The sequence below is a fragment of the Bradyrhizobium sp. CCBAU 53415 genome, from assembly GCF_028128735.1.
Classification (GTDB): domain Bacteria; phylum Pseudomonadota; class Alphaproteobacteria; order Rhizobiales; family Xanthobacteraceae; genus Bradyrhizobium.
Genome location: NZ_LBJF01000001.1, coordinates 1,248,808 through 1,272,376 on the forward strand (window position 1 = coordinate 1,248,808; position 23,569 = coordinate 1,272,376).

At 65.0% G+C, this 23,569-nt stretch carries 22 protein-coding genes, 1 tRNA gene and 2 riboswitches; of the genes, 9 read left to right on the forward strand and 14 right to left on the reverse strand.

Translation table 11 applies throughout. The features are described from left to right. Positions 1–297: 297 nt before the first annotated feature. The 5 genes from XH87_RS05840 to XH87_RS05860 all read right to left on the reverse strand — a co-directional run bounded on the left by XH87_RS05840 (position 298) and on the right by XH87_RS05860 (position 6,888). Complete coding sequence (locus tag XH87_RS05840) at positions 298–1,947, reverse strand: ABC transporter ATP-binding protein (RefSeq protein ID WP_271586587.1); 1,650 nt, start codon at positions 1,945–1,947, stop codon at positions 298–300. A 14-nt stretch (positions 1,948–1,961) separates the two neighbouring features. After that, positions 1,962–2,849 carry an ABC transporter permease gene (locus XH87_RS05845; RefSeq protein ID WP_035701965.1) on the reverse strand — a complete coding sequence of 296 codons (888 nt, stop codon included), beginning with the start codon at positions 2,847–2,849 and terminating at the stop codon, positions 1,962–1,964. A 21-nt stretch (positions 2,850–2,870) separates the two neighbouring features. Then, positions 2,871–3,812: an ABC transporter permease gene (locus tag XH87_RS05850; protein ID WP_271586490.1), complete on the reverse strand. Its 942-nt coding sequence runs from the start codon at positions 3,810–3,812 to the stop codon at positions 2,871–2,873. A gap of 182 nt (positions 3,813–3,994) precedes the next feature. Further along, entirely contained in the window at positions 3,995–5,296 is a 1,302-nt protein-coding gene (locus tag XH87_RS05855; protein ID WP_271586491.1) for a D-amino acid dehydrogenase, read from the reverse strand. A gap of 67 nt (positions 5,297–5,363) precedes the next feature. Further along, positions 5,364–5,467: riboswitch (glycine riboswitch) on the reverse strand. Positions 5,468–5,470: 3 nt separating this feature from the next. Beyond that, positions 5,471–5,575, reverse strand: a riboswitch (glycine riboswitch). A gap of 182 nt (positions 5,576–5,757) precedes the next feature. Continuing rightward, positions 5,758–6,888, reverse strand: a complete 1,131-nt coding sequence (locus XH87_RS05860) for a M20/M25/M40 family metallo-hydrolase (protein WP_035674943.1) — start codon at positions 6,886–6,888, stop codon at positions 5,758–5,760. Between the two features lie 269 nt (positions 6,889–7,157). Here XH87_RS05860 and XH87_RS05865 point away from each other — a divergent pair, with 269 nt between their 5' ends. Continuing rightward, positions 7,158–8,768 (forward strand): ABC transporter substrate-binding protein, encoded by a 1,611-nt coding sequence (locus XH87_RS05865; protein ID WP_271586492.1) that lies wholly within the window; start codon positions 7,158–7,160, stop codon positions 8,766–8,768. Between the two features lie 77 nt (positions 8,769–8,845). Here the strand turns inward: XH87_RS05865 and XH87_RS05870 are convergent, their stop codons facing one another. From XH87_RS05870 to XH87_RS05880, 3 genes are all read right to left on the reverse strand, one after another. Then, entirely contained in the window at positions 8,846–8,989 is a 144-nt protein-coding gene (locus XH87_RS05870; RefSeq protein ID WP_157460904.1) for a hypothetical protein, read from the reverse strand. A 53-nt stretch (positions 8,990–9,042) separates the two neighbouring features. Next, on the reverse strand, positions 9,043–10,293 hold the full coding sequence (locus tag XH87_RS05875) for a multidrug effflux MFS transporter (protein WP_035701956.1): 1,251 nt from the start codon (positions 10,291–10,293) through the stop codon (positions 9,043–9,045). Between the two features lie 313 nt (positions 10,294–10,606). Further along, positions 10,607–10,695 (reverse strand) — tRNA-Leu (locus XH87_RS05880). A gap of 174 nt (positions 10,696–10,869) precedes the next feature. Here XH87_RS05880 and XH87_RS05885 point away from each other — a divergent pair. Further along, entirely contained in the window at positions 10,870–11,313 is a 444-nt protein-coding gene (locus tag XH87_RS05885) for a twin-arginine translocation pathway signal (protein ID WP_271586493.1), read from the forward strand. A gap of 37 nt (positions 11,314–11,350) precedes the next feature. Here XH87_RS05885 and XH87_RS05890 read toward each other — a convergent pair whose 3' ends face one another. Both XH87_RS05890 and XH87_RS05895 read right to left on the reverse strand, forming a co-directional pair. Next, positions 11,351–12,553 (reverse strand): FAD-dependent monooxygenase, encoded by a 1,203-nt coding sequence (locus tag XH87_RS05890; RefSeq protein ID WP_271586494.1) that lies wholly within the window; start codon positions 12,551–12,553, stop codon positions 11,351–11,353. A gap of 19 nt (positions 12,554–12,572) precedes the next feature. Beyond that, complete coding sequence (locus XH87_RS05895) at positions 12,573–12,818, reverse strand: zinc-finger domain-containing protein (RefSeq protein ID WP_007602543.1); 246 nt, start codon at positions 12,816–12,818, stop codon at positions 12,573–12,575. Positions 12,819–13,126: 308 nt separating this feature from the next. On the opposite strand from XH87_RS05895, the gene XH87_RS05900 reads away from it, so the two are divergent. Further along, positions 13,127–14,263, forward strand: coding sequence for a hypothetical protein (locus XH87_RS05900; protein WP_271586495.1), 1,137 nt, complete (start codon positions 13,127–13,129; stop codon positions 14,261–14,263). 116 nt (positions 14,264–14,379) lie between these two features. After that, on the forward strand, positions 14,380–15,135 hold the full coding sequence (locus XH87_RS05905; RefSeq protein ID WP_271586496.1) for an alpha/beta fold hydrolase: 756 nt from the start codon (positions 14,380–14,382) through the stop codon (positions 15,133–15,135). Positions 15,136–15,191: 56 nt separating this feature from the next. Here the strand turns inward: XH87_RS05905 and XH87_RS05910 are convergent, their stop codons facing one another. Next, a complete protein-coding gene (locus XH87_RS05910; RefSeq protein ID WP_271586497.1) occupies positions 15,192–16,127 on the reverse strand; it encodes a LysR family transcriptional regulator in 936 nt (311 codons plus the stop codon). A 107-nt stretch (positions 16,128–16,234) separates the two neighbouring features. On the opposite strand from XH87_RS05910, the gene XH87_RS05915 reads away from it, so the two are divergent. Beyond that, positions 16,235–16,648: a hypothetical protein gene (locus XH87_RS05915; protein ID WP_271586498.1), complete on the forward strand. Its 414-nt coding sequence runs from the start codon at positions 16,235–16,237 to the stop codon at positions 16,646–16,648. Positions 16,649–16,751: 103 nt separating this feature from the next. Here the strand turns inward: XH87_RS05915 and XH87_RS05920 are convergent, their stop codons facing one another. Then, positions 16,752–17,597 (reverse strand): ABC transporter substrate-binding protein, encoded by an 846-nt coding sequence (locus tag XH87_RS05920; RefSeq protein WP_271586499.1) that lies wholly within the window; start codon positions 17,595–17,597, stop codon positions 16,752–16,754. A gap of 457 nt (positions 17,598–18,054) precedes the next feature. Next, on the reverse strand, positions 18,055–19,413 hold the full coding sequence (locus tag XH87_RS05925) for a hypothetical protein (RefSeq protein ID WP_271586500.1): 1,359 nt from the start codon (positions 19,411–19,413) through the stop codon (positions 18,055–18,057). A gap of 278 nt (positions 19,414–19,691) precedes the next feature. Between XH87_RS05925 and cysE the strand changes: the two genes are divergently transcribed. From cysE to XH87_RS05940, 3 genes are all read left to right on the forward strand, one after another. After that, positions 19,692–20,516: a serine O-acetyltransferase gene (gene cysE / locus XH87_RS05930; RefSeq protein ID WP_035701940.1), complete on the forward strand. Its 825-nt coding sequence runs from the start codon at positions 19,692–19,694 to the stop codon at positions 20,514–20,516. Positions 20,517–20,651: 135 nt separating this feature from the next. Then, the gene (locus tag XH87_RS05935; RefSeq protein ID WP_007602550.1) at positions 20,652–20,870 is read left to right on the forward strand and encodes a DUF3126 family protein; all 219 of its coding nucleotides are present in this window, start codon (positions 20,652–20,654) and stop codon (positions 20,868–20,870) included. Positions 20,871–20,965: 95 nt separating this feature from the next. Beyond that, complete coding sequence (locus XH87_RS05940) at positions 20,966–22,210, forward strand: FAD-binding domain (protein ID WP_271586501.1); 1,245 nt, start codon at positions 20,966–20,968, stop codon at positions 22,208–22,210. Positions 22,211–22,254: 44 nt separating this feature from the next. Here the strand turns inward: XH87_RS05940 and XH87_RS05945 are convergent, their stop codons facing one another. Continuing rightward, positions 22,255–22,962: a hypothetical protein gene (locus XH87_RS05945; RefSeq protein ID WP_271586588.1), complete on the reverse strand. Its 708-nt coding sequence runs from the start codon at positions 22,960–22,962 to the stop codon at positions 22,255–22,257. A gap of 222 nt (positions 22,963–23,184) precedes the next feature. Here XH87_RS05945 and XH87_RS05950 point away from each other — a divergent pair, with 222 nt between their 5' ends. Beyond that, positions 23,185–23,514, forward strand: coding sequence for a DUF6949 family protein (locus XH87_RS05950; RefSeq protein WP_271586502.1), 330 nt, complete (start codon positions 23,185–23,187; stop codon positions 23,512–23,514). Positions 23,515–23,569: the final 55 nt, after the last annotated feature.

The following is a 23,569-nucleotide window of genomic DNA, read 5'->3' on the forward strand; positions in this document are numbered from 1 at the left end:
TCAGTTCAGTCCCGATTGAAAGTGCGCGACGTTAGCCCCGGCCTTGCCGCAAGAGCAAGCCGGGAAGCAATCGCATCGTGCATGGCCTCAAGCCGTTTTGGGAATGCTGCTGATGCGGTGCGCGTCGTGAGCCGCTCCGCCAATCACACTCTCGGTGTCGTCCCCCGCGAACGCGGGGACCCATAACCCCAGGAAGGAGATTGGCGAAGATTGGTCGTTCGGGATTGGCCCCACATACTATCGATAGATTCCGCGGTATGGCTCCCGGCGTTCGCCGCGACGACACCGAGAACGTCGTTACACGGCGGCCGCCGCGCCCTCGGTCACCGGCCGGAAATTGGCAAAGTCCCAGTTGCGGCCCGGAGCTGCGTCCAGCAGCGCCTTGGTGTAGGCCTCCCTCGGATGCGTCAGCACTTCGGCTGCAGGTCCCTGTTCGACGACGCGGCCATGCTGCATCACCACGACCTCGTCGCAGATTTGCGCGGCGACGCGCAAATCGTGGGTGATGAACAGGATGGCGATGCCGAGCCGCTTCTGGATCTCGTCGAGCAGTTCCAGCACCTGTGCCTGCACGGAGACGTCCAGCGCGGAGACCGCTTCGTCGGCGACCAGCACGTCGGGATCGAGCGCCAGCGCCCGGGCGATGGCGATGCGCTGGCGCTGGCCGCCGGAGAACTGGTGCGGATAGCGCGACACGGCATCCGCTGGCAGGCCGACCAGCTCGAGCAGCTCGCGCGCCCGCTTCATCGCATCGGCTTGGGAGACGCCGTAATTGATCGGACCTTCCGCGATGCTCTCGCCGACGGTGACGCGCGGGTTGAGCGAACGGTAGGGGTCCTGGAACACGATCTGGATCTTCTGCCGGTGCGGTTGCAGCAGGCGCCGCGAGATGTCGGCGATCTCGCGGCCGGCGAGGCGCACGCCGCCGGAGGTCGGGTCGATCAGGCGAACGATGCAGCGTGCCACCGTCGACTTGCCGGAGCCGCTTTCGCCGACGATGCCGAGGGTGCGGCCCTTGCGCAGCGTCAGCGTGACCTTGTCGGCGGCCACGACCTCGCGGCCTTTGCCGAAGAGGGCGCGCTCCTTGTAGACCTTGCTGAGGTCGTTGGCCTCCAGCACCACGGGCTCGCGGCTCTCCTCGCGTGGCGGCCGCGGCACCAGGCTCGGCACCGAGGCGAGCAGGTTTCGGGTGTATTCCATGGTCGGATTGCGCAGCACGGTCTCGAGCGGGCCGGTCTCGACCAGGCGGCCCTGCCGCATCACCGCGACGCGGTCGGCGATCTCGGCGACCACGCCCATGTCATGAGTGATGAACAGCACGGCGGTGCCGTGATCGCGCTGCAGCTCGCGGATCAGGGTCAGGATCTGCTTCTGCGTGGTGACGTCGAGCGCGGTGGTCGGCTCGTCGGCGATCAGCAGCTTCGGCTCCAGCACCAGCGCCATCGCGATCATGATGCGCTGGCGCTGGCCGCCGGAGAGCCGGTGCGGGTAGGAGGCGAAGATGCGCTCGACCTGGGGCAGGTGGACCTGCTCCATCATGTCGAGGATGCGCTTCTTCCGCGCTTTCGCGTCGAGATCGGTGTGCGCGCGCAGCACCTCGTCGATCTGGCGGCCGACCGGCACCACCGGATTGAGCGCGGTCATCGGCTCCTGGAAGATCATGGCCATCTGCGTGGCGCGAAGCTGGCGCAGGCGGCGGTCGGTCGCCGTGAGCAGCTCCTCGCCGACCAGCTTGACGCTGCCGCCGGTGGGAACCAGCGTGCCCTTCGGCAAGAGGCCCATCGTGGTGAGCGAGGTCACCGACTTGCCCGAGCCACTTTCGCCGACGAGACACAGCGTCTCGCGCTCGCGCACCTGGATCGAGATGCCGTCGATGATCTTGTGTCCGCCCGGCTTCTTGCCGACGGAGACGACGAGGTTGTTGATGTCGAGGATGGTATTGGTCATCGCTTGATCGCTCATCACTTGCCTTCCCGCTGCTTCATGCGCGGATCGAGTGCGTCGCGGGCGGCGTCGCCGATCAGGTTGATGCTGAGGATGGCGATCGAGAGCAAAAGGCCCGGCCAGAAGATCAGCGACGGCTTGATCTGGAAGTACTGGCGGCCCTCGGCCATGATGTTGCCCCAGGTCGGCGTCTCCGGCGAGATGCCGGCGCCGAGGAAGGAGAGGATGGCCTCGGTGAGGATGGCGCTCGCGCAGACATAGGTGCCCTGGACGATCAGCGGCGCGATCGTGTTCGGCATCAGGTGGCGCCACATGATCTTCGGCAGGCTGGAGCCGACGGAGATCGCTGCCTCGACGTAAGGCTCCTCGCGCGCCGACAGCACGACCGAGCGTACCAGGCGCGCCACGCGCGGGATCTCCGGAATCGTGATCGCGATCAGCACGGTCCAGATGCTGGCGCCGGACAGCGAGACCACGGCGATCGCGAGCAGGACGCTCGGCATCGCCATCAGGCCGTCCATCACGCGCATCAGGACGGAATCGACCAGCTTGAAGAAGCCGGAGACGAGGCCGATCGCGAGCCCGATGGCGATCGACAGGATCGCCGAGCCGATGCCGATCAGAAGCGAGACGCGGCCGCCATAGATCACGCGCGACAACAGGTCGCGGCCGTAGGCGTCGGTGCCGAGCAGGAATTGCGCGGAGGCAGGCTTGAGCCGCTGCGACGGCGCGAGCTGGATCGGATCATGCGGCGCGATCAGCGGCGCGAGGATCGAGATCACCACGATCAACGTGAGCAGGACTGTCGCCGTGGCGATGATGGGCGTCGAGGTGAGGAACCCGAATCGCGGCCGCAGCGGCGACGTGATCGGAATCGACGACTGGGGAAGGGTATCGACTGACATGTTTGTCCTTATATCCTTGCCTCAGTACCGGATCCGGGGATCGAGCAGGGTGTAGGCGACGTCGATGAGAAGATTGACAACGACATAGATCAGCGACGTCAGCAGGATCATTGCCTGGATCACCGGATAGTCGCGCGCCAGCACCGCATCGACGGTGAGCCGGCCGATGCCGGGGATGTTGAACACGCTCTCGGTGACGACGACACCGGAAATCAACAGCGCAAAGCCGGTGCCGATCACGGTGATCACGGGCACCGCGGCGTTGCGCAGCGCATGGCGCATCATCACAGCGACCTCGTTGATGCCCTTCGCACGCGCCGTTCGCACGTAATCTTCGCCGAGCACGTCGAGCATCGCCGCGCGCGTCATGCGCGCGATCAGGGCGATGTAGATGAAGGACAGTGCGCAGGTCGGCAGGATGATGCGCTCGAAGAACGGCCCGAAGCCGGCGCTGATGCTCTTAAAGCCCTGCACCGGAACCCAGCGCAGGTCGATGGCGAAGATCTGGATCAGGACATAGCCGACCACGAACACCGGCACCGAGAAGCCGAGCACGGACAGGCCCATCACGAAGCGATCGATCCAGGTGCCGTGCTTCCACGCCGCGATCACCCCCAAGGGAACGGCGACGATCACGGCGAGGATGATGGTCGACAACGCGATCGAGATCGAGGGCTCGACGCGCTGGCCGATCATCTTCATCACCGGCAGGTTGGAGATCAGCGAAGTCCCGAGATCGCCGTGTAGCAGCTTGTTCACCCAGGTGACGAACTGCACGATCAGCGGCTCGTTGAGGCCGAGCGAGGTGCGGATGCGCTCAAGCCGTTCCGGCGTCGCGTTGTCGCCGGCGAGAATCGCGGCGGGATCGCCTGGCGTCAGCCGCAGCAGCAGGAACACGAACAGCGCGACGACGCCCATCACGGGCACCGCGGCCAGAACGCGGCGAATAAGATAACCCAGCATGCACCTATCTCCGGCTACGGAACGTGTGGCGCCCCGAGGCGCCCGTGAACTCTGTCGTGTCTATCATGCCTATCGCTTGGGCTGGCAAGGCCGCCCGGAGACGGTGTCCTCTCGGGGGGGGCAAATTGTGTGCCAAGGGCTGCGCTGTCGCAAGAGGCCGGCATGTCCACGGTATCGACCACTCAGGATGCATGTCGCAGTTCACGCTCAACCCCAAGTGAAGGTGCCGACGGTGGCGCGTTGAGGCCGCGCCAGCCGTCGATGGTCTGGGCAATCATCTGCGCCGTCGCCGCCGACAGAGTCCAGCCGAGATGGCCGTGGCCGGTGTTGAAGAACACACCAGGTATCCGCCCTGCGCGCACGACCGGCATCATGTTCGGCATCATCGGGCGCAGCCCGGCCCAGGGCACGACGCGCGACGTTTCGACGGCGGGGAAGTTGCTGCGCACCCAGTCGATCAGCGGCTGCACGCGGTCGGCGCGGATGTCGCGATTGAAGTCATTGAACTCGGCGGTGCCGGCGACGCGAAAACGATCGACGCCGAGCCGGCTGGTGACGATCTTGGCGGCCTCGTCGAGCAGGCTCACCGTCGGGGTGGCGTTGCGGCTTTCGGCAGTGTCGAGCTGCACGGTGATCGAGTAGCCCTTGACCGGGTAGACGTTGACGCGCTCGTCGAGCAGGGCGGCGAAGTGACGGCTCGCAACGCCCGCGCAGACCACGACGCCGTCCGCGCTCAGTGCGCCGCGCGCGGCCGCCACACCATCGCTCGCGGCCAGATCGGCCCAGCCGATGACGAAGCCGCTGCCGGCACGTGCGATCGAATCGATATTGGCCTCGTGGATGAAGGTCGCGCCACGCCGCTTGCAGGCGTCCGCCAGCCCGCGGGTGAACTTGTGGATATCGCCGGTCGCATCCGACGGCGTGTAGAAGCCGCCATAATAGTCCTTGCGCAGTGTCGGCTCGATGCTGCGGATTTCCTCCGGCGTCACCGGGCGGCGCTCGAGGCCGCCTTCCTGCAGCAGCGCGTTGACGCGCAGGCCGGATTCGAAGCCGGCCTTGTCACGATAGATGTGGAGGATGCCGCGGCGTTCGAGATCGAAGTCGATTCCTTCGCGCGCCGCGATGTCGAACAGGTGCCTGCGCGCTTCGATCGCGAGCCGCGTGGTCTCGATGGTGTTGGCGCGGTAGTTGCCGATGTTGGCGACGAACTCGCTCATCCACGAATATTTGTGCCAGTTCGGCCGCGGGTTCATCAGCAGCGGCGCGTCGCGCCGGAACATCCAGCGCAGGCCCTTCAGGATCGTCGCAGTGCTGTTCCAGACTTCGGCGTTCGATGCGGAGAGCTGTCCGCCATTGGCGAAAGACGTCTCCATCGCGGCGTAGCGGTGCCTGTCGAGTACCGTCACCCTGTAGCCGCGTTCGAGCAGGGCATGGGCGGTCGTCACGCCGGTGATGCCGGCGCCGATGATGGCGATATGGGTCATGTCAGGTTCGGGGCTCCCGTGAGTTCGAGACGGCTGACCGCCGGCCAAAGGCCGTTGGCGGCGCCCCATCTGTCACGGTTACCTGAGAGCTTGATCCGCCGCGCACCTTGCGACGGACTATCCCCTTCGGTGGACGTCACGATCGCAGAATCGTGCCGTCTCTCTCCAGATCGTCCTGACGATACGGTCCTTTTGCCTGAGAGTTTCCGGGGCGGTTGCTCCGTCGGCGCCGCAGCGGAGGCCGAAAGCCTTCGTTGCGATCTCTCCCGCATCGTCGCGTGGACAGGCGGAGCAGTACGATACGCCTCATTTTTGGACAAGGCTAAATTTCGACCGCGACTGCCAACGCATTGTGCAGTGCAAAGCCCACCTCGTCGGCCCGGGGCGATGCGAAGCATCGAACCCGGGACCTCGAGATTCCGGGTTCGATGCTGTCGCATCGCCCCGGAATGACGAGTTCACTATTCCAGCGTGGCCAGCAACCCCGCCATCAGGCGCCCGCGCTCGACCAGGCTGTCCACCTCGATGAACTCCTCCAGGGTGTGGCCATTGCCGCCGCGCACGCCGAGGCCGTCGAGCGTCGGGATGCCCATTGCACCGGTGAAGTTACCGTCGGACCCGCCGCCGGAGCTTGCATGCGGTAATTCCGCGCCGAGAGATTTGGCGATGCCGCGCGCCTTTTCATACAGCGCCATGGTGCCGGCATCCGGCTCCCAGACCGGACGCGTCACGCCGCGCGTGACCTTGAAGGTGACGTCGTTGGTGGTACCCGACAGCGCCAGCATCCTCTCGACACCGCGGTCGAGATCGGCTTGACGCTTGGCCATGGACAGCGCTTCGCCGGTCGCGGTGGTGGCAACGCAATTGACCCACTGGCCGCCATGCACCACGCCGACCGAGAAGGTGCAGTCCTCCGTCGTCATCGCGTCGATCGCGAGAATCTGCCGCGCCATCTCGCGGATCGCCGAACGTCCCGCCGACAGCGTCGCGCCGGCGTGGCTCGGCCGGCCCGTCGCCTCGAGATTGAAGCGCGCGATGGCGTAGCGTCCGGTGGTGACGCCGTTGTCGGCGCGGCCGGGCTCGGGCACCAGCACGTATTTGTTGCGCGCGGCTTCCGCCTCGATGATATCGCGCGTGGAGGGCGTGCCGACTTCCTCATCCGGCGTGAACAGCACGGTGATCGGCAGCGGCGTCGTGAACGACGCGCGCGCGAGCTGTCGGATCGCTTCCAGCGAGAGATAGTTGCCGCCCTTCATGTCGTAGATGCCGGGGCCGTAGCACTTGTTGCCCTCGCGCCGCCATTTCAGCTTCTCGATGGTGCCGACCGGGTGAACGGTATCCATGTGACCGGCGATCAGGATGCCCGGCTCGCCCTGCTTCGGATGGGGAAAGCGCGCGCGAATGACGCCGCCAAAGCCCTGACGGCCGGCGATGCGCTCGATCGTCGCACCCATGATCGCCATATCCCGTGCTGCGATATCGAGCATGCGGTCCACGGCGCCTGCGTCCCAGGTCGGACTTTCGCATTCGACCCAGCCGCGCAGGCCCTCGAGCATCGCCTCGGAATCAAAGGGAAGATTGGCAGGATTCATCTTAATGTCTCTCAAGCTTCGAAAGATGGAACGCGCATTGCATCGGCGCGGGGCAGGACAAGCGGGGGGTGTTGTAGGGCCAAACCGATCTTTGTGGAGCCCTTGCGCGCGCCGCAAGGGCTTGCAGCGAAACCGGATTGACGCGCTCGGCGCTGTCTGCAAGTCTCGAAAAGATAAAGGCATTGCATGAGGTTAGTTCGCCCAACGAATGAACCGAATGCTTAACCAATCACCTGCCTTTGAACAGTTTCACGTCAGGAGAACTTTCTATGTTCCACTTCATGCGCCGGGGGCGCCGCGCGTTCGCCTCCAAACTTGCGCTGTCGGTCGTCGCGCTTTCGACCGCGCTGGCCTCGCCAGTGCTTGCGGCCGGCAAGACCATCACGGCGGTGATGCATTCGGATCTGCGCATCATCGATCCGGGCTTCACCACGGCCTACATCACGCGCGACCATGGCTACATGGTCTACGACACGCTGCTTGCGACCGACTCCAATTTCAAGATTCAGCCGCAGATGGCGGATTGGAAGGTCTCCGACGACAAGCTGACCTACACCTTCACGCTGCGCGACGGACTGAAGTGGCATGACGGCGCGCCGGTGACTGCCGAGGATTGCGTCGCCTCACTGAAGCGCTGGGGCAGGAACGACGGCATGGGCCAGAAGCTCATGGACTTCACCGCCAGCATCGAGGCGCCAGATCCCAAGACGATCGTGCTGAAGCTGAAGCAGCCCTACGGCCTGGTGCTCGAATCGATCGGCAAACCGTCCTCGCTGGTGCCGTTCATGATGCCGAAGCGGCTCGCAGAAACGCCGGCGGGCAAGCAAATTGCCGAGCAGATCGGCTCGGGTCCCTTCAAGTTCGTGCAGGGGGAATTCCAGCCCGGCGTGAAGGCGGTCTACGTCAAGAACACCGACTACGTGCCGCGCAAGGAGCCGGCGAGCTGGACCGCCGGCGGCAAGGTGGTGAAGGTTGATCGCGTCGAGTGGATTACCATGCCGGACTCCCAGACCGCGGTGAACGCGCTGCAGTCGGGCGATATCGATTTCATGGAGAACGTGCCCTGGGACATGCTTCCGGTCGTCGAGGGCAATAAAGACCTCAAGATCGAGGTCCTGAACAAGTTCGGCTTCCAGACGCTCGGCCGCATGAACTTCCTGCTGCCTCCCTTCGACAATCCCAAGGTGCGCCGCGCTGCACTTCTGGCAATGAACCAGAAGGACGTGTTGGACGCCCTTGTTGGCAATCCGAAATACTACAAGATTTGCGGCGCCTTCTTTATCTGCGACACGCCGCTCGCGACCGACCTCGGCTCGGAGACCTTGGTGAAAGGCGGCGGCATGGCGGAAGCCAAGAAGCTGCTCGCCGAATCCGGCTATGACGGGACGCCGATTGCGATCATGGCCCCCGGCGACGTCACGACTTTGAAGGCGCAGCCGATCGTCGCCGCGCAGCTGCTCCGTGAGGCCGGCTTCAAGGTCGATCTCCAGGCGACCGACTGGCAGACGGTGGTTGCCCGCCGTGCCGGCCAGAAGCCGGTGAAGGAGGGCGGATGGAACATGTTCTTCACCAACTGGGTCGCCGCGGACGTGATGAATCCGATCGCCAACGTCTCGATCGGGGGACGCGGCAAGAACGGCGGCTGGTTCGGCTGGGCGGAAGATGCCAAGATCGAAGAGCTCAAGGACGCCTTCGTTCGCGCGCCCTCGCCCGATGCGCAGAAGAAGATCGCCGCCGACATCCAAAAGGAAGCTTTTGAGCAGGTGATCTACATTCCGCTCGGCCAGTACCAGGCCCCGAGCGCCTGGCAGAAGTCGCTCACGGGTGTGCTCGACGGCCCGGCGACGCCGGTGTTCTGGAACATCACCAAGTCGGAGTAGTCTTACGTCTGAAATGCGAACGGCGCCGTGGGTGTCCCGGCGCCGTTTTCTATGGAGCGGTACCTGCTCGATCTATTCTAGCAGTGGCTGTCGCGCAGCGGCTCCAGCCCCTCACTTGCGAAGGGCAGGCTTCTATGTGGCCGCTCTTCCGAGAACTGTTCCCGCGGGGTGGGCCGCTCGATTCCCGACGCGGCCTGATCCGGTTTGCTCTCCTGTTCCATCTCGCGATCCTCTCGATTGCTGCAGTACAACATCGAGCGGGCAGGGAGGTTCCTCACGCCACAGGGCGATGATGCGGCTTGAACAGCCGCCCCTTCTCCACCACCAGCAAGATCGCGAGCGCGGCGAGGGTCGACAGGAAGAAGCCGATCGAGAAGGGCAGCAGCGTGCCGTCGAAGCTCTGCCCGATCGCCATGCCGACCACGATCCCGATCAGCGTCGTGATCGAGCCGTAAAGCGAAGAGGCGGTGCCAGCGATATGTCCCTGCGGCTCCATCGCGAGCGCAGTGAAGTTGGCGACCATCATGCCGAACGAGAACATCATTAGGGCGGAGAGCACCATGAACAAGGCGAGCGGCAGCACGCCGAGACTTTCCGTCAGCAGCATAACGCCGGCCACGACGGTGTAGAGCGTCAGCGCTCCGTGCGAGATCACGCGCATGCCGAGCCGCCCGACCAGTCTTGCATTGAGGAAGCCGGCAATGGCGACGCCGGCCGCGATCGCCGCGAAAGCGAGCGGAAAGTAATGGCCGAGGCGATAGATGCCGGTGAAGATCTGCTGGGCGCAGAAGACATAGGCGAACAGTGCGCCCATCACGCTGCCGGCGGCCGTGGCATAGCCGATGGTCTGGCGATGGGTCACGGTCTGCCGGAACGCGGAGAGCACGTCGGCGGGCGCCAACGACCGGCGCTCGGACTCGGGAAGGGTCTCAGGCAGCCGCAACACGCACCATGCGAGCGCGAGCAGGCCATACAGCATCAGCACCACGAAGATGCCGCGCCACGCCGTCACCAGCAGCACCGCCTGTCCGAACGAGGGGGCGACCACGGGCACCGCGATGAACACCATCATGGCAAGCGACATCACGCTCGCCATGCGGCGGCCGACATAGCAGTCGCGCACGATCGACGTCGCGATCACGCGCGTCGCCGCGGTGCCGAGCCCTTGCAACGCGCGCGCCAGCAGCAGCGTCTCGAACGAGGGCGCTGCGACCGCCAGCACGCTTGCGACCGCATAGACCGCCATGCCGCCGAGCAGCACCGGTCGGCGGCCGAAGCGGTCCGACAGGGGGCCCATGACGAACTGGCCGGCGCCGAAGCCGAGCAGGAACGTCGACAGCACCAGCTGGAGATGATTGGCGACGGGAATCTGGAAAGCCGACCCGATGTTGGGCAGCGCCGGCAGCATCATGTCCATCGCAAGCGGATTCAGCGCCATGATGGACGCGATCACGATGACGAATTCCGGAAAACCCATCGGGCGGTGTCCCGCGGACACCCAATCGTCGGCATTGACGTCGGACAAGAAGATTACCCCTGAAATCGAGCGACTTTATCTCCGTGCATGCTGCGTTGCACAACCCATGTTTCGGGATGGCTGGCAGGCGGAGCAGGGCCGGACAGGACTTGGTGAGAGCCGTCGGAGCGGAGACGCAGACGAGGTCAGCGGGTGCTGCGGGCCGCTCGATCTCGTCCGTGCCAGTGAAGTGATAATATAATAGAGGGTCTTCTTGGTGACGCCGGCCTTCGATCATGGCGCCGGAGGCACGCCTGGCCGGGCGCCACGGATCCATGACGCGGTCGTCTCCGGGCCGAGCACGGTTTGCCCTCAGCTCCATTGGTGCGGGCAGCCGGGGTCGAACCGGCACAGCGCTTGCGCACCGAGGGATTTTAAGTCCCTTGCGTCTACCAATTCCGCCATGCCCGCTTGATCCAACGAGATCAAACACTTAAGTCCATCCCCGGCCGTCTGGAATTGGCGCGTCGCGTACCCGGAGGGACGGTTCTTCCTTAAGCGAGCCGGGCGTACAAGGCAAAGCCTCAATCCGGACATCTGTTGTTGCTTTAGGCATTCTCAATCCACGGGGGCTATTCATCCGGCATGGCGGCTTTGTTCTCCTCTTCGCTGCGCGGCTTTGGCGCACTTCTCGCGCTGCTTGCGGCCGGCGCCGCGCTGTCCGGCTGCGCCGGCATGAGCGAGACGATCGCGCCGGCCTTTGCCGATCCCGCCAAATACGAATTGTACGACTGCAAGCAACTGGAGGGTGAGCGCAAGCTGCTCGCCAAGCGCACCGACGAATTGCAGAAGTTGATGGAGAAGGCCGAGACCGGGGCAGGTGGCGCGGTCGTGTCCGAGCTTGCCTATCGCAATGATTACATTGCGGTGCGCGGGCAGGCGCAATTGGCAGACGAGGCCTGGCGCCGCAACAGGTGTCGGGAGACGCCGCCGGAGGCGGCATCGCCTGCCGCATCGCCATCGCCTGCGGCCAGTACGAAGCCCGCCTCGACCAAGCCCGCGTCGGCATCCGGCAGAGCAATGCGCTAATCATGCGCTTCAAGCCGCCGCGCCGGCGGCGCTCGCATCAGGGCCGCCAGCCGTAGATCCAGTCCTGCCGCGCCAACATGCGCTCCGGGCCGAGCGCACGGATCGCAAGATCGCGTGCGATCGCGAGCGGCCCGCCGAGATGATAGATGCGGCCCTGCCGCCGCGCGGTTTGCTGCACCCGAAGGACTCGCGCCTGGCGCGCGCGGCCGTATTGCGTCAGCGCAGCGGCGATGCCCGTGGTGCTCTCGGCGGCCTCGAGGCTCAAATGCCGGGCGAGCACGGCGGCATCCTCGATCGCCATGCCGGCGCCTTGGGCTGCAAAAGGCAGCATGGCATGCACGGCGTCGCCGAGCAGCGCCACCGGACCCTTGCTCCAGGGGCAGCCGTCGGGCACGCCGAACAAGGCCCATTTCCGCCAGCTGTCGACCGTGGCGAGCATCAGCCGCGCCGGCGCCGGCCAGCGTGGCGCGGCAAAGGCCTCCATGACCTCGAGGGGATCGCCGGGCGTGCTCCAGCCTGGCCTGTTCCATGTTCCGGGCAGCACGGCGACCACGTTGATCTGGCGTCCGCCCGCGATCGGATAGGCGACGAGATGGGCGTTCGGGCCCATCCAGAGCTGCACCCGGCGCGCGGTATAGTCCTTCGGCAGTTGCGTGGCATCGAGCGTGCCGCGCCAGGCGATCAACCCGGAGAAGCGCGGCTGCACCTCGGGAAACAGATGCTGACGTACCGTCGACCAGATGCCGTCGGCGCCGATCAATGCGCTGGCGAGATCGCTGCGGCGGATCGTGCCGCTGCGATGGACGACGGTCAGGCCCTTGGCGTGGGGCGCGACGTCCTCGAAGGTTGCACCCAGCTTCAGGTCGATGTCGGGATGATCGGCGCCAGCGCCGGCCAGCGCCGATTGCAGGTCGGCGCGATGCACCACCCAATACGGGGCGCCGGCGCGCGCGGAAGCTGCTTCGCCCAGCGGCATGCGCAGGAGCTCGCCGCCCGCGCGCGCGCTCATGATCGAGACCGCCTCCGGGGTCACCGCGCGCGCCTTGAGGCGTTCGGTCAGGCCGAGCTCGACCAGCACGCGGCTGGCATTGGGGGAGAGCTGCAGGCCGGCGCCGACTTCTTCGAGGCGCTCTGCCTTTTCCAGCACGACGATGCGGAAGCCGCGGGCCGCGAGCGCAAGAGCGGCCGTCAGGCCACCTATGCCCGCGCCGGCGATGACAATCGTTCGGGAGAGCGCCACTCCTGACCGATGGAAGCGGTCAGGCTACCTTGTCCTTCAGGACGCATTCCGGCGGGCGGGCTTCGCCCGCCTTCAGGTCGGCCGCGAAGCGGTACAGCGTCGAACAATAGGGGCAGATGATCTCGTTGTCGTTGCCGAGGTCGAGGAAGACGTGCGGATGGTCGAACGGAGGGTTGGCGCCCACGCACATGAACTCTTGCGAGCCGATCTCGATGACGGGGACACCGGCATCGTTATGGAAGTGCGGGACGACATGGTCGGACATCGGAACTCATCCTGGAGTGGCAATGGCGGCAGACACAATCAAAAACTGACGCGGCATCTTTGAGGCGCCGCGGACCATACTTGCGGGTACAGATGATTGCTAGTCCAGCGGAACCGAAAGGTTCGCAATTGCCCCATGCTCATTTGCTCATGCAAATTCGACACAATCTTGAGGCCTGAGAGAAGCCCTTCTTTCGTCGGGGACGTTGTGTCGCAATTTTGGCAAACTATCTCTGTGGACGAGTGCAACTTGCGACGAAAGACGCATCGTCAGGCGCAAGTGATCCGAGGGACATCCAGGCTTTCCGCATGAAGTGGCTGCGAATCAGCACAGCGTTGACCGGTATCGCGGCGTGCAGCTTCATGCTCGCGCAGGTCGCGCCGCATGCCCGTGAGGCCGGCGCGATCCTCGTTGCCCAGGACGACCCGGCTGCGCTCTCCGAGCTGAAGCTCGATGCACTGCTGCGGCAGAACGACCGCGTGGTTCAGGACAATATCGAGGCCGCGCTCGCTGCTGATGATGCCGATCTCGCCGATAGTTTCGTTGCGCTGGCGCGTGACCGCAACATCGCGCTTCCCGACGACCTGCTGAGCCGTGTCAGTGACGCCGTCAAGGTGGAGAATTCCACCTCGCATTTCGCGAAACGGTTCGCCACCGGTCTCGTCACCGGCAACGCGGACGATGTCGCGAGCCTGTCGGGAACGGTGGCCGGTGATCTCTTCGTGTTCGGCGACATCAGGGACGTGGTGCGCGAGGGCAAGCATCTCGCCATGGGCGAGGACACCGACCGCCTCGTGCTCGGGCTTGCGGCCGCGGGACTTGCGGTGACGGCGGCAACCTACGTGTCCGTCGGCGGTGCGGCGCCGGTGCGCGCCGGACTGACGCTGGTGAAGGATGCGCGGAAAGTCGGGCGGCTCGGCGAGGGGCTTGCCGCATGGGCCGGCCGCTCGGCGCGCGAGGTCGTCGACACGCCGATGCTCCGGAACGCGGTGGTATCAGGCTCGGTGCTGCGGCCGGGCCAGACCGTGAGCGCGATCAAGGCCGCGTTCCGGGCCGAAAAGGCCGGTGCGCTGGTCCGGCTCGGCAAGGACGTCACGCGCGTCGCCGAAAGGACCGGCACGCGCGGGGCGATGGAGACCTTGCGCATCGCCGAGGGTCCCAAGGATGTGGCGCGCGCGGCGCGGCTTGCGGAAGCACAGGGCGGCAAGACGCGCGCGATCATGAAGCTCCTGGGCCGGGGCGCGCTGCTGCTCATCGGCGGCGCGTTCGATCTGGCGTTCTGGCTGCTCAGTGCGGCGCTGACGCTGTTCGGCCTTCTGTCCTCCATCAAGGCGACGACCGAGCGCCTGACCCAGGCCTGGTGCGATCGCAGGCGGGCGCGGCGACTCCGCCGCGCGCAGATGGCAGCCGAGGCCGCTCTGGCCAGCGCGGGCACCACGGCCTGAAGTGCGACGCGCTTCAGGCTATTGTTTGAGCATGATGTTGCCGGAAAACCGCTGCACAGTTTTCCGGATCATGCTCTAAGATCGACCCATCCCCCTCAAGACCTCTGGAACTGATGATGCCGAGCTTTCACAACGGCGCCGTTGAAATTGCCTATCTCGACGAAGGCGAGGGCGATCCGATCATCCTGGTGCACGGCTTTGCCTCCAGCAAGAACGTGAACTGGGTCTATCCGACCTGGGTTTCGGAGCTGCGCAAGAACGGCCGCCGCGTGATCGCGCTCGACAATCGCGGCCATGGCGAAAGCGAAAAGCTCTACGAGCCCGCGCAATATTCGATTCCCGTCATGGCCGGCGACGTGCTCGCGCTGATGGATCATCTCGCCATCCCGCAGGCCGACATCATGGGTTATTCCATGGGTGGACGGATGACGGCGTGGCTGTCGCTCAACGAGCCGCAACGCCTGCGCTCGGCGATCCTCGGCGGCATCGGCATCGGCGGCCTGATCGAGGGCACCGGACCCGGCGAGAACGTGGCAAAAGCGCTGGAGGCGCCTTCGCTGGAGGACGTCACCGATCCCGTCGGCCGCACCTTCCGCGCGTTTGCCGATCAGACCCGCTCCGACCGCCGCGCGCTCGCCGCGTGCCTCCGCGGCACGCGCGATCTCATGACGAAGGACGAGGCCGCGCAGATCGACGTGCCCGTGCTGATCGCGGTCGGCAGCGCCGACGATGTCGCAGGCTCTGCGAGTGCGCTCGGCGCGATCATCCCCGGCTCGGAAGTGCTCGATATTCCCAACCGCGACCACATGCGTGCGGTCGGCGACAAGGTCTACAAGACCGGCGTGCTCGACTTCCTCTCACGCCGCGGCTGAGTCGGCAAAGGACCGAGAGGGTTTCCTGGCGCCTCAATTTCGGTGACGCCGTTGCTTCACACCGCCTTGTCGCTGAACGCGGCGGGAAGCGTGGTGAGGAACGACATGACGCGCTGTGTGCGCAGCGGCGGGCGGCGGCCCGAGCTGCGCAGCATCCACAGGGGTTCCGCAGGCGCGCGCCAGGGCGCCAGCACCTCGACCAGCCGGCCGGCGCGAATGTCTTCGCCAACGAGCCATGCTGGCCCCCAGCCGATCCCGAACCCATTCGCGATCAAAGCAAGCGAAGCGTGTGCGTCGTCGCAAATGTGCTTGGGCTTGGGCGTGACGCGAACAGGTGCTTTGCCGCGCGGGTCGGCGAAGCGCCAGGTCAGGATCTGACCGCTCGCGGGATTCCGGAAGCCGACATGGTCGTGCGCGGAAAGCTCGTACGGAGTCGTCGGGGCGCCGCGCGCCTTCAGATAGGCAGGCGAGGCGCAGGCGATCCAGGAGAACGTGCAAAGCCGCCGCGCCTGATGGCCGGGCGCGCGGTCGAGGGGCCCTGAGCGGATCGCGATGTCGACGCCTTCCGCCGCGAGATCGAGAATCTCGTTGCGGAATTTGACCTCGATCTCGATTTCCGGCCGTTCCCGCAGGAACGCGGGCAGTTGCGGCAGGATGCAGGCGCGCGCGAACGAGGCGGGGGCGGTCACGCGCACCCGTCCGCCATCGTCGTGCGCGACTTCGCCGAGCGCCGATTGGACACGGGCGAGACTTTCGGCCAACGCGCGTCCCGCCGTCATCAGCCTGTCGCCCTCGTCGGTCAGCGCCAACGAGTGGGTGGAGCGATGCAAGAGCCGCAAGCCGTGAGCCTTTTCGAAGCGGGCGACCGCCTTGGACATCGCCGAGGTGGTCGTCCCCGCCCGCCGCGCGGCTTCGGCGAAGGAGCCCGCCTCGACGACGCGGACGAAGGCGAGGAGACGCGAGAGATCAGGAGGCAAGGTCGTTGTGGACATGTAGTCCACATAGTCATGGCTAGGCGGTCACTACAAGAGCCGTTCCCGAACGGCTAGACAGGAAGCGTCAGCCCGCATTCTGCGGCGCTGGAAACGCGGGAAGTCCGATGAACCCCATCGAAATCACTCTGCAAGCCCTCGACGCCGCCGAGCGGGCCATTCCATCCGGCCAGCCGGTCTACATGCTCAATCTGCTGCGCTACCGCGCGCAGGCGCGTTACGAGGACGGATTCGACGCCGCGCCCTGCTCGGGCCGCGAAGCCTTCAATGAACGCTACAGGCCGGCATTTCGGCGTCTGGCGGCCGGCAAGCCACTCGTGCGGGTGTTTTCCGTTCCGGTCCTGGCGAACATCGTCGGCTCGCCAGGCGAACGCTGGGACGAAGCGGCGATCAACGAATACGGCGATTTCGCCACCTTCCGCGCGATCGTCGAAACGGAGGAGTACCGTCGCGAAGTCGCCCCGCATCGCCACGCGGCGCTCGAGGATTTCCGGCTGTTCGCGCTCGCCAAGGAGATGTGAACAATTGCGGCGACAATGCACAATAATTTGCCCTGACCAGAGCCCCAGATATGCGGAGATTAGTCCCCGTAATGCGGGCACGAGCCATCAGCAGAAGTAAGCCTCACTCGATTGCTTCGTCGGCGCGGGCGAGGAGCCCTGCCGGCACAGCCACGCCGAGAGCCTTTGCCGTCTTGAGGTTGACTGCCAACCACAGCTTGCTTGGAAATTCGATGGGAAGATCGCCCGGGCGTACCCCCCTGAGGATCTTGTCCACATAATAGCCGGCGCGACGGTAGCACCAGCGCAAGTCAACGCCATAACTCACGAGTCCGCCATGGGTAACATGCTCGCGATATCCGAAGACGGTCGGCAGCCGCTTTTCAAGGGCGATAGCTCCGATCTGTTCGCTCATGTTGAGCAGCAGGTTGGTCTGAAGAACAACGGCCACATCGACTCCTTCGTTCGCCAGCGTAGTAAGCGTAGTCGGAATGTCCTGCGCCGTGCTAGCTTCGGCTTCGACGACGCTGAGGCTCAAAACCGCACAAGCTGCCCTCAAATCCCCGACTTGAGGCGGACCCTTGGGATCGCTCATGTTGATCAGCAGTCCGACGCGACTTGCCTTCGGCACGACTTCTCGCGCGAGTTCAATTTGCTTGCTCGGCAAACCGGCAATGTAGGGTGCAATGCCCGTTACGTTTCCTCCTGGGCGAGCTTCGCTGGCGATCAAGCCGAGATGGACCGCATCGGCGAGCGCGGGGCAGACAATCGGTATCGTTGACGTTGCCTTTCGGGCAGCGACGGCTTCCAGGGTTGCTGGCACAGCGATGATATCGGGTTTGAGCAGAGCCACCATCTCCTCAATCGATGGTACCCGGTCCCCGAGGATGTCCGTTCGCCGAATGATATCGATGTTACGGCCTTGCTCGTAGCCGAACTCCGAGAGCCCCTTGACGAAATTGCCGAACACCAAGTCTACCATGAATTGGGGGAACTTTACGCCTGGAGGCGGAGCTCCCGCCCATGCGATGAGCGGACGTTTTCGCACGGGCTGCGCCCTTGAGCCTTGCCCAAACAATGTCGATCCAGCTGCGGCACCAAAAACGCTGAGATATCCGATGAACTCCCGCCGTCGCATGTGTCCCTCCCGTACGGGCCACGCTATTGGCTGCTGATGTTAGCACGTTGCGGCAGTCTGTGCGGCAATTTAGCGAGCTTGTTGCCCAAGCGGCATTCGCCGGAGGATGGTCGAGATGGGTCACGAGCAAACGTGCAAGCGGGCCGCTCGAGAGCGCTTGGAGTCCGCCAAGGGCTGCTATCGGGCCCTGGATAGGCTGTTGAACGCCAAGTCAGTTCTGGCTGTTCCTTTTCGATGAAAGCGATCGCGGCTCGGACGAAACCAAGCGCGCTGACGCTTCATCCAAGTCTCATCCCGCTTTGCTGTCCTCGCCAAACCGCCGCGCCAGCGCCATCAGCACCACGAAAGTCGCAACCCACACCATCCGCGCGCCGTAGCGGTCGTGGGGTCCTGAGATCACGCCGCAGATGAAGGCATTGCCGAGCAGCGCCAGCGTCACCGTCGCCGCCAGCAGCGTCAGGTCGTCCAGCCGGCGGGTTGCCAGCGCCCGCGCGAGCAGGCCGACCAGCCCCAGCATCGAGATCAGGGCGACGGGAACGTGCAGCCGGTTGATGGCGTCGAAGCCGAGCTCCCAGTGCTGCTGGCGCGCCGCGCGCATCGGCGCGACCTGCGAGGGGATGTAACGCTCGATGATGCCGTAGGTATGCGGAATCCAGACCGTGGTGCCTTCGCCGGTCGCCACATGCAGCAATTGCTGTCCCATCGCGCGCAATGCCGCGCCGGCCTGCCAGGCCGGATAGTCCGCAAGCGAATGCACGACGATGTAGCCCATCTCCTGGTTCAGCCCATCGAAGCGGCCGAGCGTGTTGAACATGCTCTTGCCCCACAGGAACTCGTCGGCGGTTGCCGGCAGCTCGTTGCGATAGGGGCAGAGCTTGTAACGTTCGCGCGGACAACGGTCGTTGAGATAGCGGGCGACGATGCCGTCCTGCATCATGCGGCCGAAAGCGACGCCATAGCCGCCGGGCGTCCAGGCCAGCTTGCCGGACAGCGCGTAGTTTGCCGAGACCAGCATCAGGCCGCCCGCAACGATGGTGAGGCTCGCCTGGGTCAAGCCGGCCAGCGGAAGGCGCGCGCCGAGAAACGGACGTACCATCCAGCCCGCGGCGCAAAGACCGAACAGCACGCCGAGCGTGGCGCTGTGGGTTGCGGCGGCAAAGGCGGTGAAGGCGAACAGCAATATTTTCTCGAGCGCCGAGATGCGGCTTGCGCCGACGACCAGGAGGAACAGCGACAGCACCGAGAGGCCTGCAAAGATGTCGGTCAGCAGCATGCTCGCGAGCCAGGGCAGCGCGGTCGACAGGATCAGGCAGAGGCTGATCGCGACGAAGCGGAAGGTCTGCATCAATCCGAGGATACGAAGGGTGAGCTGCAGCAGCCACAGCGTCGCCAGCGACTGGACGGCGAGGTTGGTCCAGAACCCGAAACTCTCGCCATAGTGCAGATAGAGGCCGAACACCGTGGAGCGGCTGGGGACGAGATAACCCTCGTACCAGCGCGCCAGATAGCCGCCGGTATCCCATTGCAGCAGCGGATAGCCGTTCCAGAACGCCGGCGCGATCATCAGCAGAGGCAGGGTCGCCGCCGCGAGCCGCAGCCAAAACGTATCAGCGGCGCGCGCGCGCAATTGGTCGGTGGTGATGCTCAAATCGGCTCCGCGCCCCTCGTTCGGACCTTGCCTGCAATAGCCGCTCGGAGAGAATTCACCAATAGTTTGATGCCGACCCGCTTGAATTTGGCAAAACTCTGACCACCTTGAACCGGCTTGCCGCTTGGGGGCGTCAGAAGAAACCGTTGTGTTTCAAAGTCTTGGCGTGCTCCGCGGGGCAAGGTGCTGTTCACTCTCAGGCAAGCCCGTCAGGACTTTATCGCCTAGACTGTGCTATACAGCGGGGAAAACAAAGCCAATTCGAGAGAACAAATCCCATGGCAGTGCATCAGGTCAATCCGGGAGGAAAGCTCGCATCGCTCGATCCGATCTGGGACCGGATCCGGGGCGAAGCGGAGGACATCGTCCATCGCGAGCCCGAGCTTGCGACCTTCATCTATTCGACCGTGCTGCACCACAGCCGCCTGGAAGATTCGGTGGTCCACCGCGTCGCCGATCGGCTCGATCACTCCTCGATGTCGGGCGACCTCGTGCGCCAGACCTATGACGAGGCGCTGCGCGACGATCCCGATCTCGGCAACGCCTTCCGCGCCGATCTCGTTGCCGTCTACGACCGCGATCCCGCGACCTCGCGCTTCATCGATCCCTTGCTCTACTTCAAGGGCTTTCACGCCATCCAGACCCATCGCCTGGCGCATTGGCTCTATCTGAAGGGCCGCAAGGATTTTGCGTATTATCTCCAGAGCCGCGCCTCCGCCGTGTTCCAGACCGACATCAATCCCGCCGCTCGCATCGGCCGCGGCATCTTCCTCGACCACGCCACCGGTTTCGTCTGCGGTGAAACGGCGGTGATCGAGGACGACGTCTCGATCCTGCACGGCGTCACGCTCGGCGGCACCGGCAAGGAGAACGAGGATCGTCATCCGAAGATCCGCCATGGCGTGCTGATCGGCGCCGGCGCGAAGATCCTCGGCAACATCGAGATCGGCCATTGCGCCCGCATCGCCGCCGGCTCGGTGGTGGTCAAGCCCGTGCCGCACAATGTCACGGTTGCAGGCGTGCCCGCCAAGATCGTCGGCGAAGCCGGCTGCGCCGAGCCGTCGCGCACCATGGATCAGATGATCAACGCCATGGGACTCTGAGAGCGGGCCTTGACGTCGCGAAGGGCCGGATTCTCCGGCCCTTCTCGTCCCCAAATTCTTTGGCAATTCATGCTGGCGGTTCGTTGCGTCTCGTCCTAAAACCCCGCCACGTTAGATTTCGATTGGAGACTTGCCGTGGACGTCAAGGAAGTCAGGAAGCTCGACGCGTATCTGAAGCGCGTATTCGGCAATCCCAAGATCCGCGTCGTGCCGCGGCCGAAGAAGGACGATTCCGCCGAAGTCTATATCGGCGAGGAATTCATCGGCGTGCTCTTCGTCGACGACGAGGACGACGATCGTTCGTTCCAGTTCCAGATGGCGATCCTCGAGGACGATCTCGTCGATCAGGAGTAATGCGACCCGACGGGTGCCGCGGAACTTCCCGCCCTTCACCATTTGGTGTCTGACGCGGCCGTGCAATCGGCCGCCGCTCTTCCCATATTTCGTCCATGCGAACAGTGCTCGTCTCCGGGGCGGGGATCGCAGGGCCGACGATTGCCTATTGGCTGAAGGCGGCTGGCTACGCGCCGACGCTGGTCGAGCGTGCGCCTGCGCTTCGTCGCGGCGGCTATGTCATCGATTTCTGGGGACTGGGTTACGACATCGCCGAACGGATGGGGCTGCTGCCGGCGATCAATCGTGCCGGCTACCATGTGCAGCAGATGGGGATCGTCGATGATTGCGGCCGGCGCGTTGCCGGTTTCGGCACGCGCGTATTCGACGAGCTGACGGGCGGACGCTACGTCACGCTGGCACGAAGCGATCTCTCGCATCTGCTGTACGGGACGATCGGCGACTCCACGGAGATCGTCTTCGATGACGAGATCGTTGCACTCGACGAACGCGCCGACGAGGTCAGGGTTCAGCTGCGACAGGCCGGTGAGCGCCGCTTTGATCTCGTGATCGGTGCCGACGGGTTGCATTCATCGGTGCGGCGCATTGCGTTCGGGCCGCAACGGGCTTTCGAACGGCATCTCGGCTACACCGTCGCCACGTTCGAAGCCCACGGCTACGATGCGCGCGACGAGAACACGTATCTCATGTACGGGCAGCCGGGGCGCATGATCGGGCGCTTTGCCCTGCATGACGATCGAACGTTGTTCGTGTTCATCTTTGCCGACCACGCCGATCGATGGCCCGCCACGACTGCCGATCAGAAAAAGAAGCTGTGCGAGGTCTACCGTTGCGCGCATTGGGAGTGGCCGGCCATCCGGAACGAACTCGATCGTGCCGATGAGCTGTATTTCGATCGCGTCAGCCAGATCCGGATGGACAACTGGTCGCGCGGCCGCGTTGCCCTGATCGGCGATGCGGCCTTCTGCGTGTCGCTGCTCGCCGGGCAGGGCTCGGCTCTGGCCATGATCTCAGCCTATGTGCTTGCGGGCGAGCTCGCACGCGCCGAGGGGCGTCACCAGGAAGCGTTCAGCGCCTATGAGACCCGCCTTCGCAGCTATATCGGCGCCAAGCAGCGCGGAGCGGAGCGCTTCGCCGCGGCCTTTGCACCGCGGACGCCATGGGGATTGTGGTTTCGCAATCAGATCGTGAGGGCGTTCGCGTTGCCGGGCGTGGCGAGACTAGCCATCGGCCGGGACATTGCCGACAAGCTGGATCTGCCGAGCTATCCCTGGGATGACCGCAAGGGGATCGGCTCGGCGCTTGAATTGCCCGCGGCCTCGAGCGCTATTTCTTCCTGAGACCACGCAGCCGCGCAGTGGCGTCGGCGGCCGAACGGCCTTGCTCACCCCTTCAACCCGCGCAGCTGCGCGGTCAGCCTGTCCATCGCCTCTGCCACGTCGTGCCAGTGCGACAGCCAGCTGCGCGGGAAGCGGAAGGTGAGGTCGGCGCCGCCGACGCGGCGCTCGGACAGGCACATGCCAGGCGTCGCTGCATCGCGGGTGCAGCGCGCGGTCAGCGCCGGGCTTGCGGCGGAATAGAGATCCTCGCTGCCGTACGGCGTGTCCGCGCGGAACATCCGCATCGTGAGGCCGTCCGCGGGCGTCGCCGCGGACTGGTCGAGATAGCGCGGATAGATCGTGGCCATGCGCTGCTCGGGCGAGAGCGCATCGTGATGGGCCGCGATCGACAGGAAGATGCGGTCGATCGATTGCACTGCCGGTTCCACCGTCTCGGCGGTGACGTGCTTCGGCGCGCCGGGCGGCTCGAGCGAGGGATAGAGGAAGTCGAGATCGATGCGCTCCTGCGGCCCGGAGTGCCGCTGGATCTTCATGCGAATCGCGTTGACCGGCAGGTTGAACAGCGTGCCGCCGATGCTGACCGGCAGCTTGTCCGGGGCGTTCGCGCCGCTGGTACCCCAGGTCGGCCACAACAAATAGGCGACGAGCGCGACCGCGCATGCCGCGGCGGTGCCGCCGAGCACGACCGGGACGACATGCGGGCGTGCGCGCGTGCGGGGAGACTTGAGGGGAACTGCCGAAAACACCGTCATGAGCTTGCGCAAGTCGAGCCGGAAGTCGGCCGATGGCCGACGAATCAGCAGCGAATATGCCACGTGAGGGCGCTCTCGCGGAGCGTTGCCGGCTGCGGAGGATGGGGACGGCCCTGCGCGGGGTGGTCGGCCGCGTTAACCTTCCCTTAAGGATAATGTAGCGTTAACCCGCACTCTTTGTCACAGGTAGGCTCCGGCGTTGCGTAAATGCGGACTGTTCCGATGACACCTGAAGCTCTCAACACCTTCTTCTCGATCTGCATCGGTTTCGCGCTCGCGGGCGCCCTCGTGAACGGATACCAGGCGCTCGCCCGTCGGCCCGCCGGCTTCGGCCTGTTGCAGGACGGCGTGGCGCCGAAAACCTTCGCGGCGGTTCCGTTCCTGGTATTCGCCGCGCCCTTCATCATCATGCGCAACACGCTGCGCGGCATGCGGGTGGAAAGCCGCCGCGCCGAGTTCGTGATGATGGCGACCCTCATCGCCGGCTTCTGGAGCATGATGAGCGGCACCTTCTTCCTGATGACGCTGCGTGCCGCCGGCGTTCTGGGCTGACGCTCGCCCGATCGCTCGGCGCGCGCGGCCCTTTGCCTCTTCGCCGCCGTTTCGC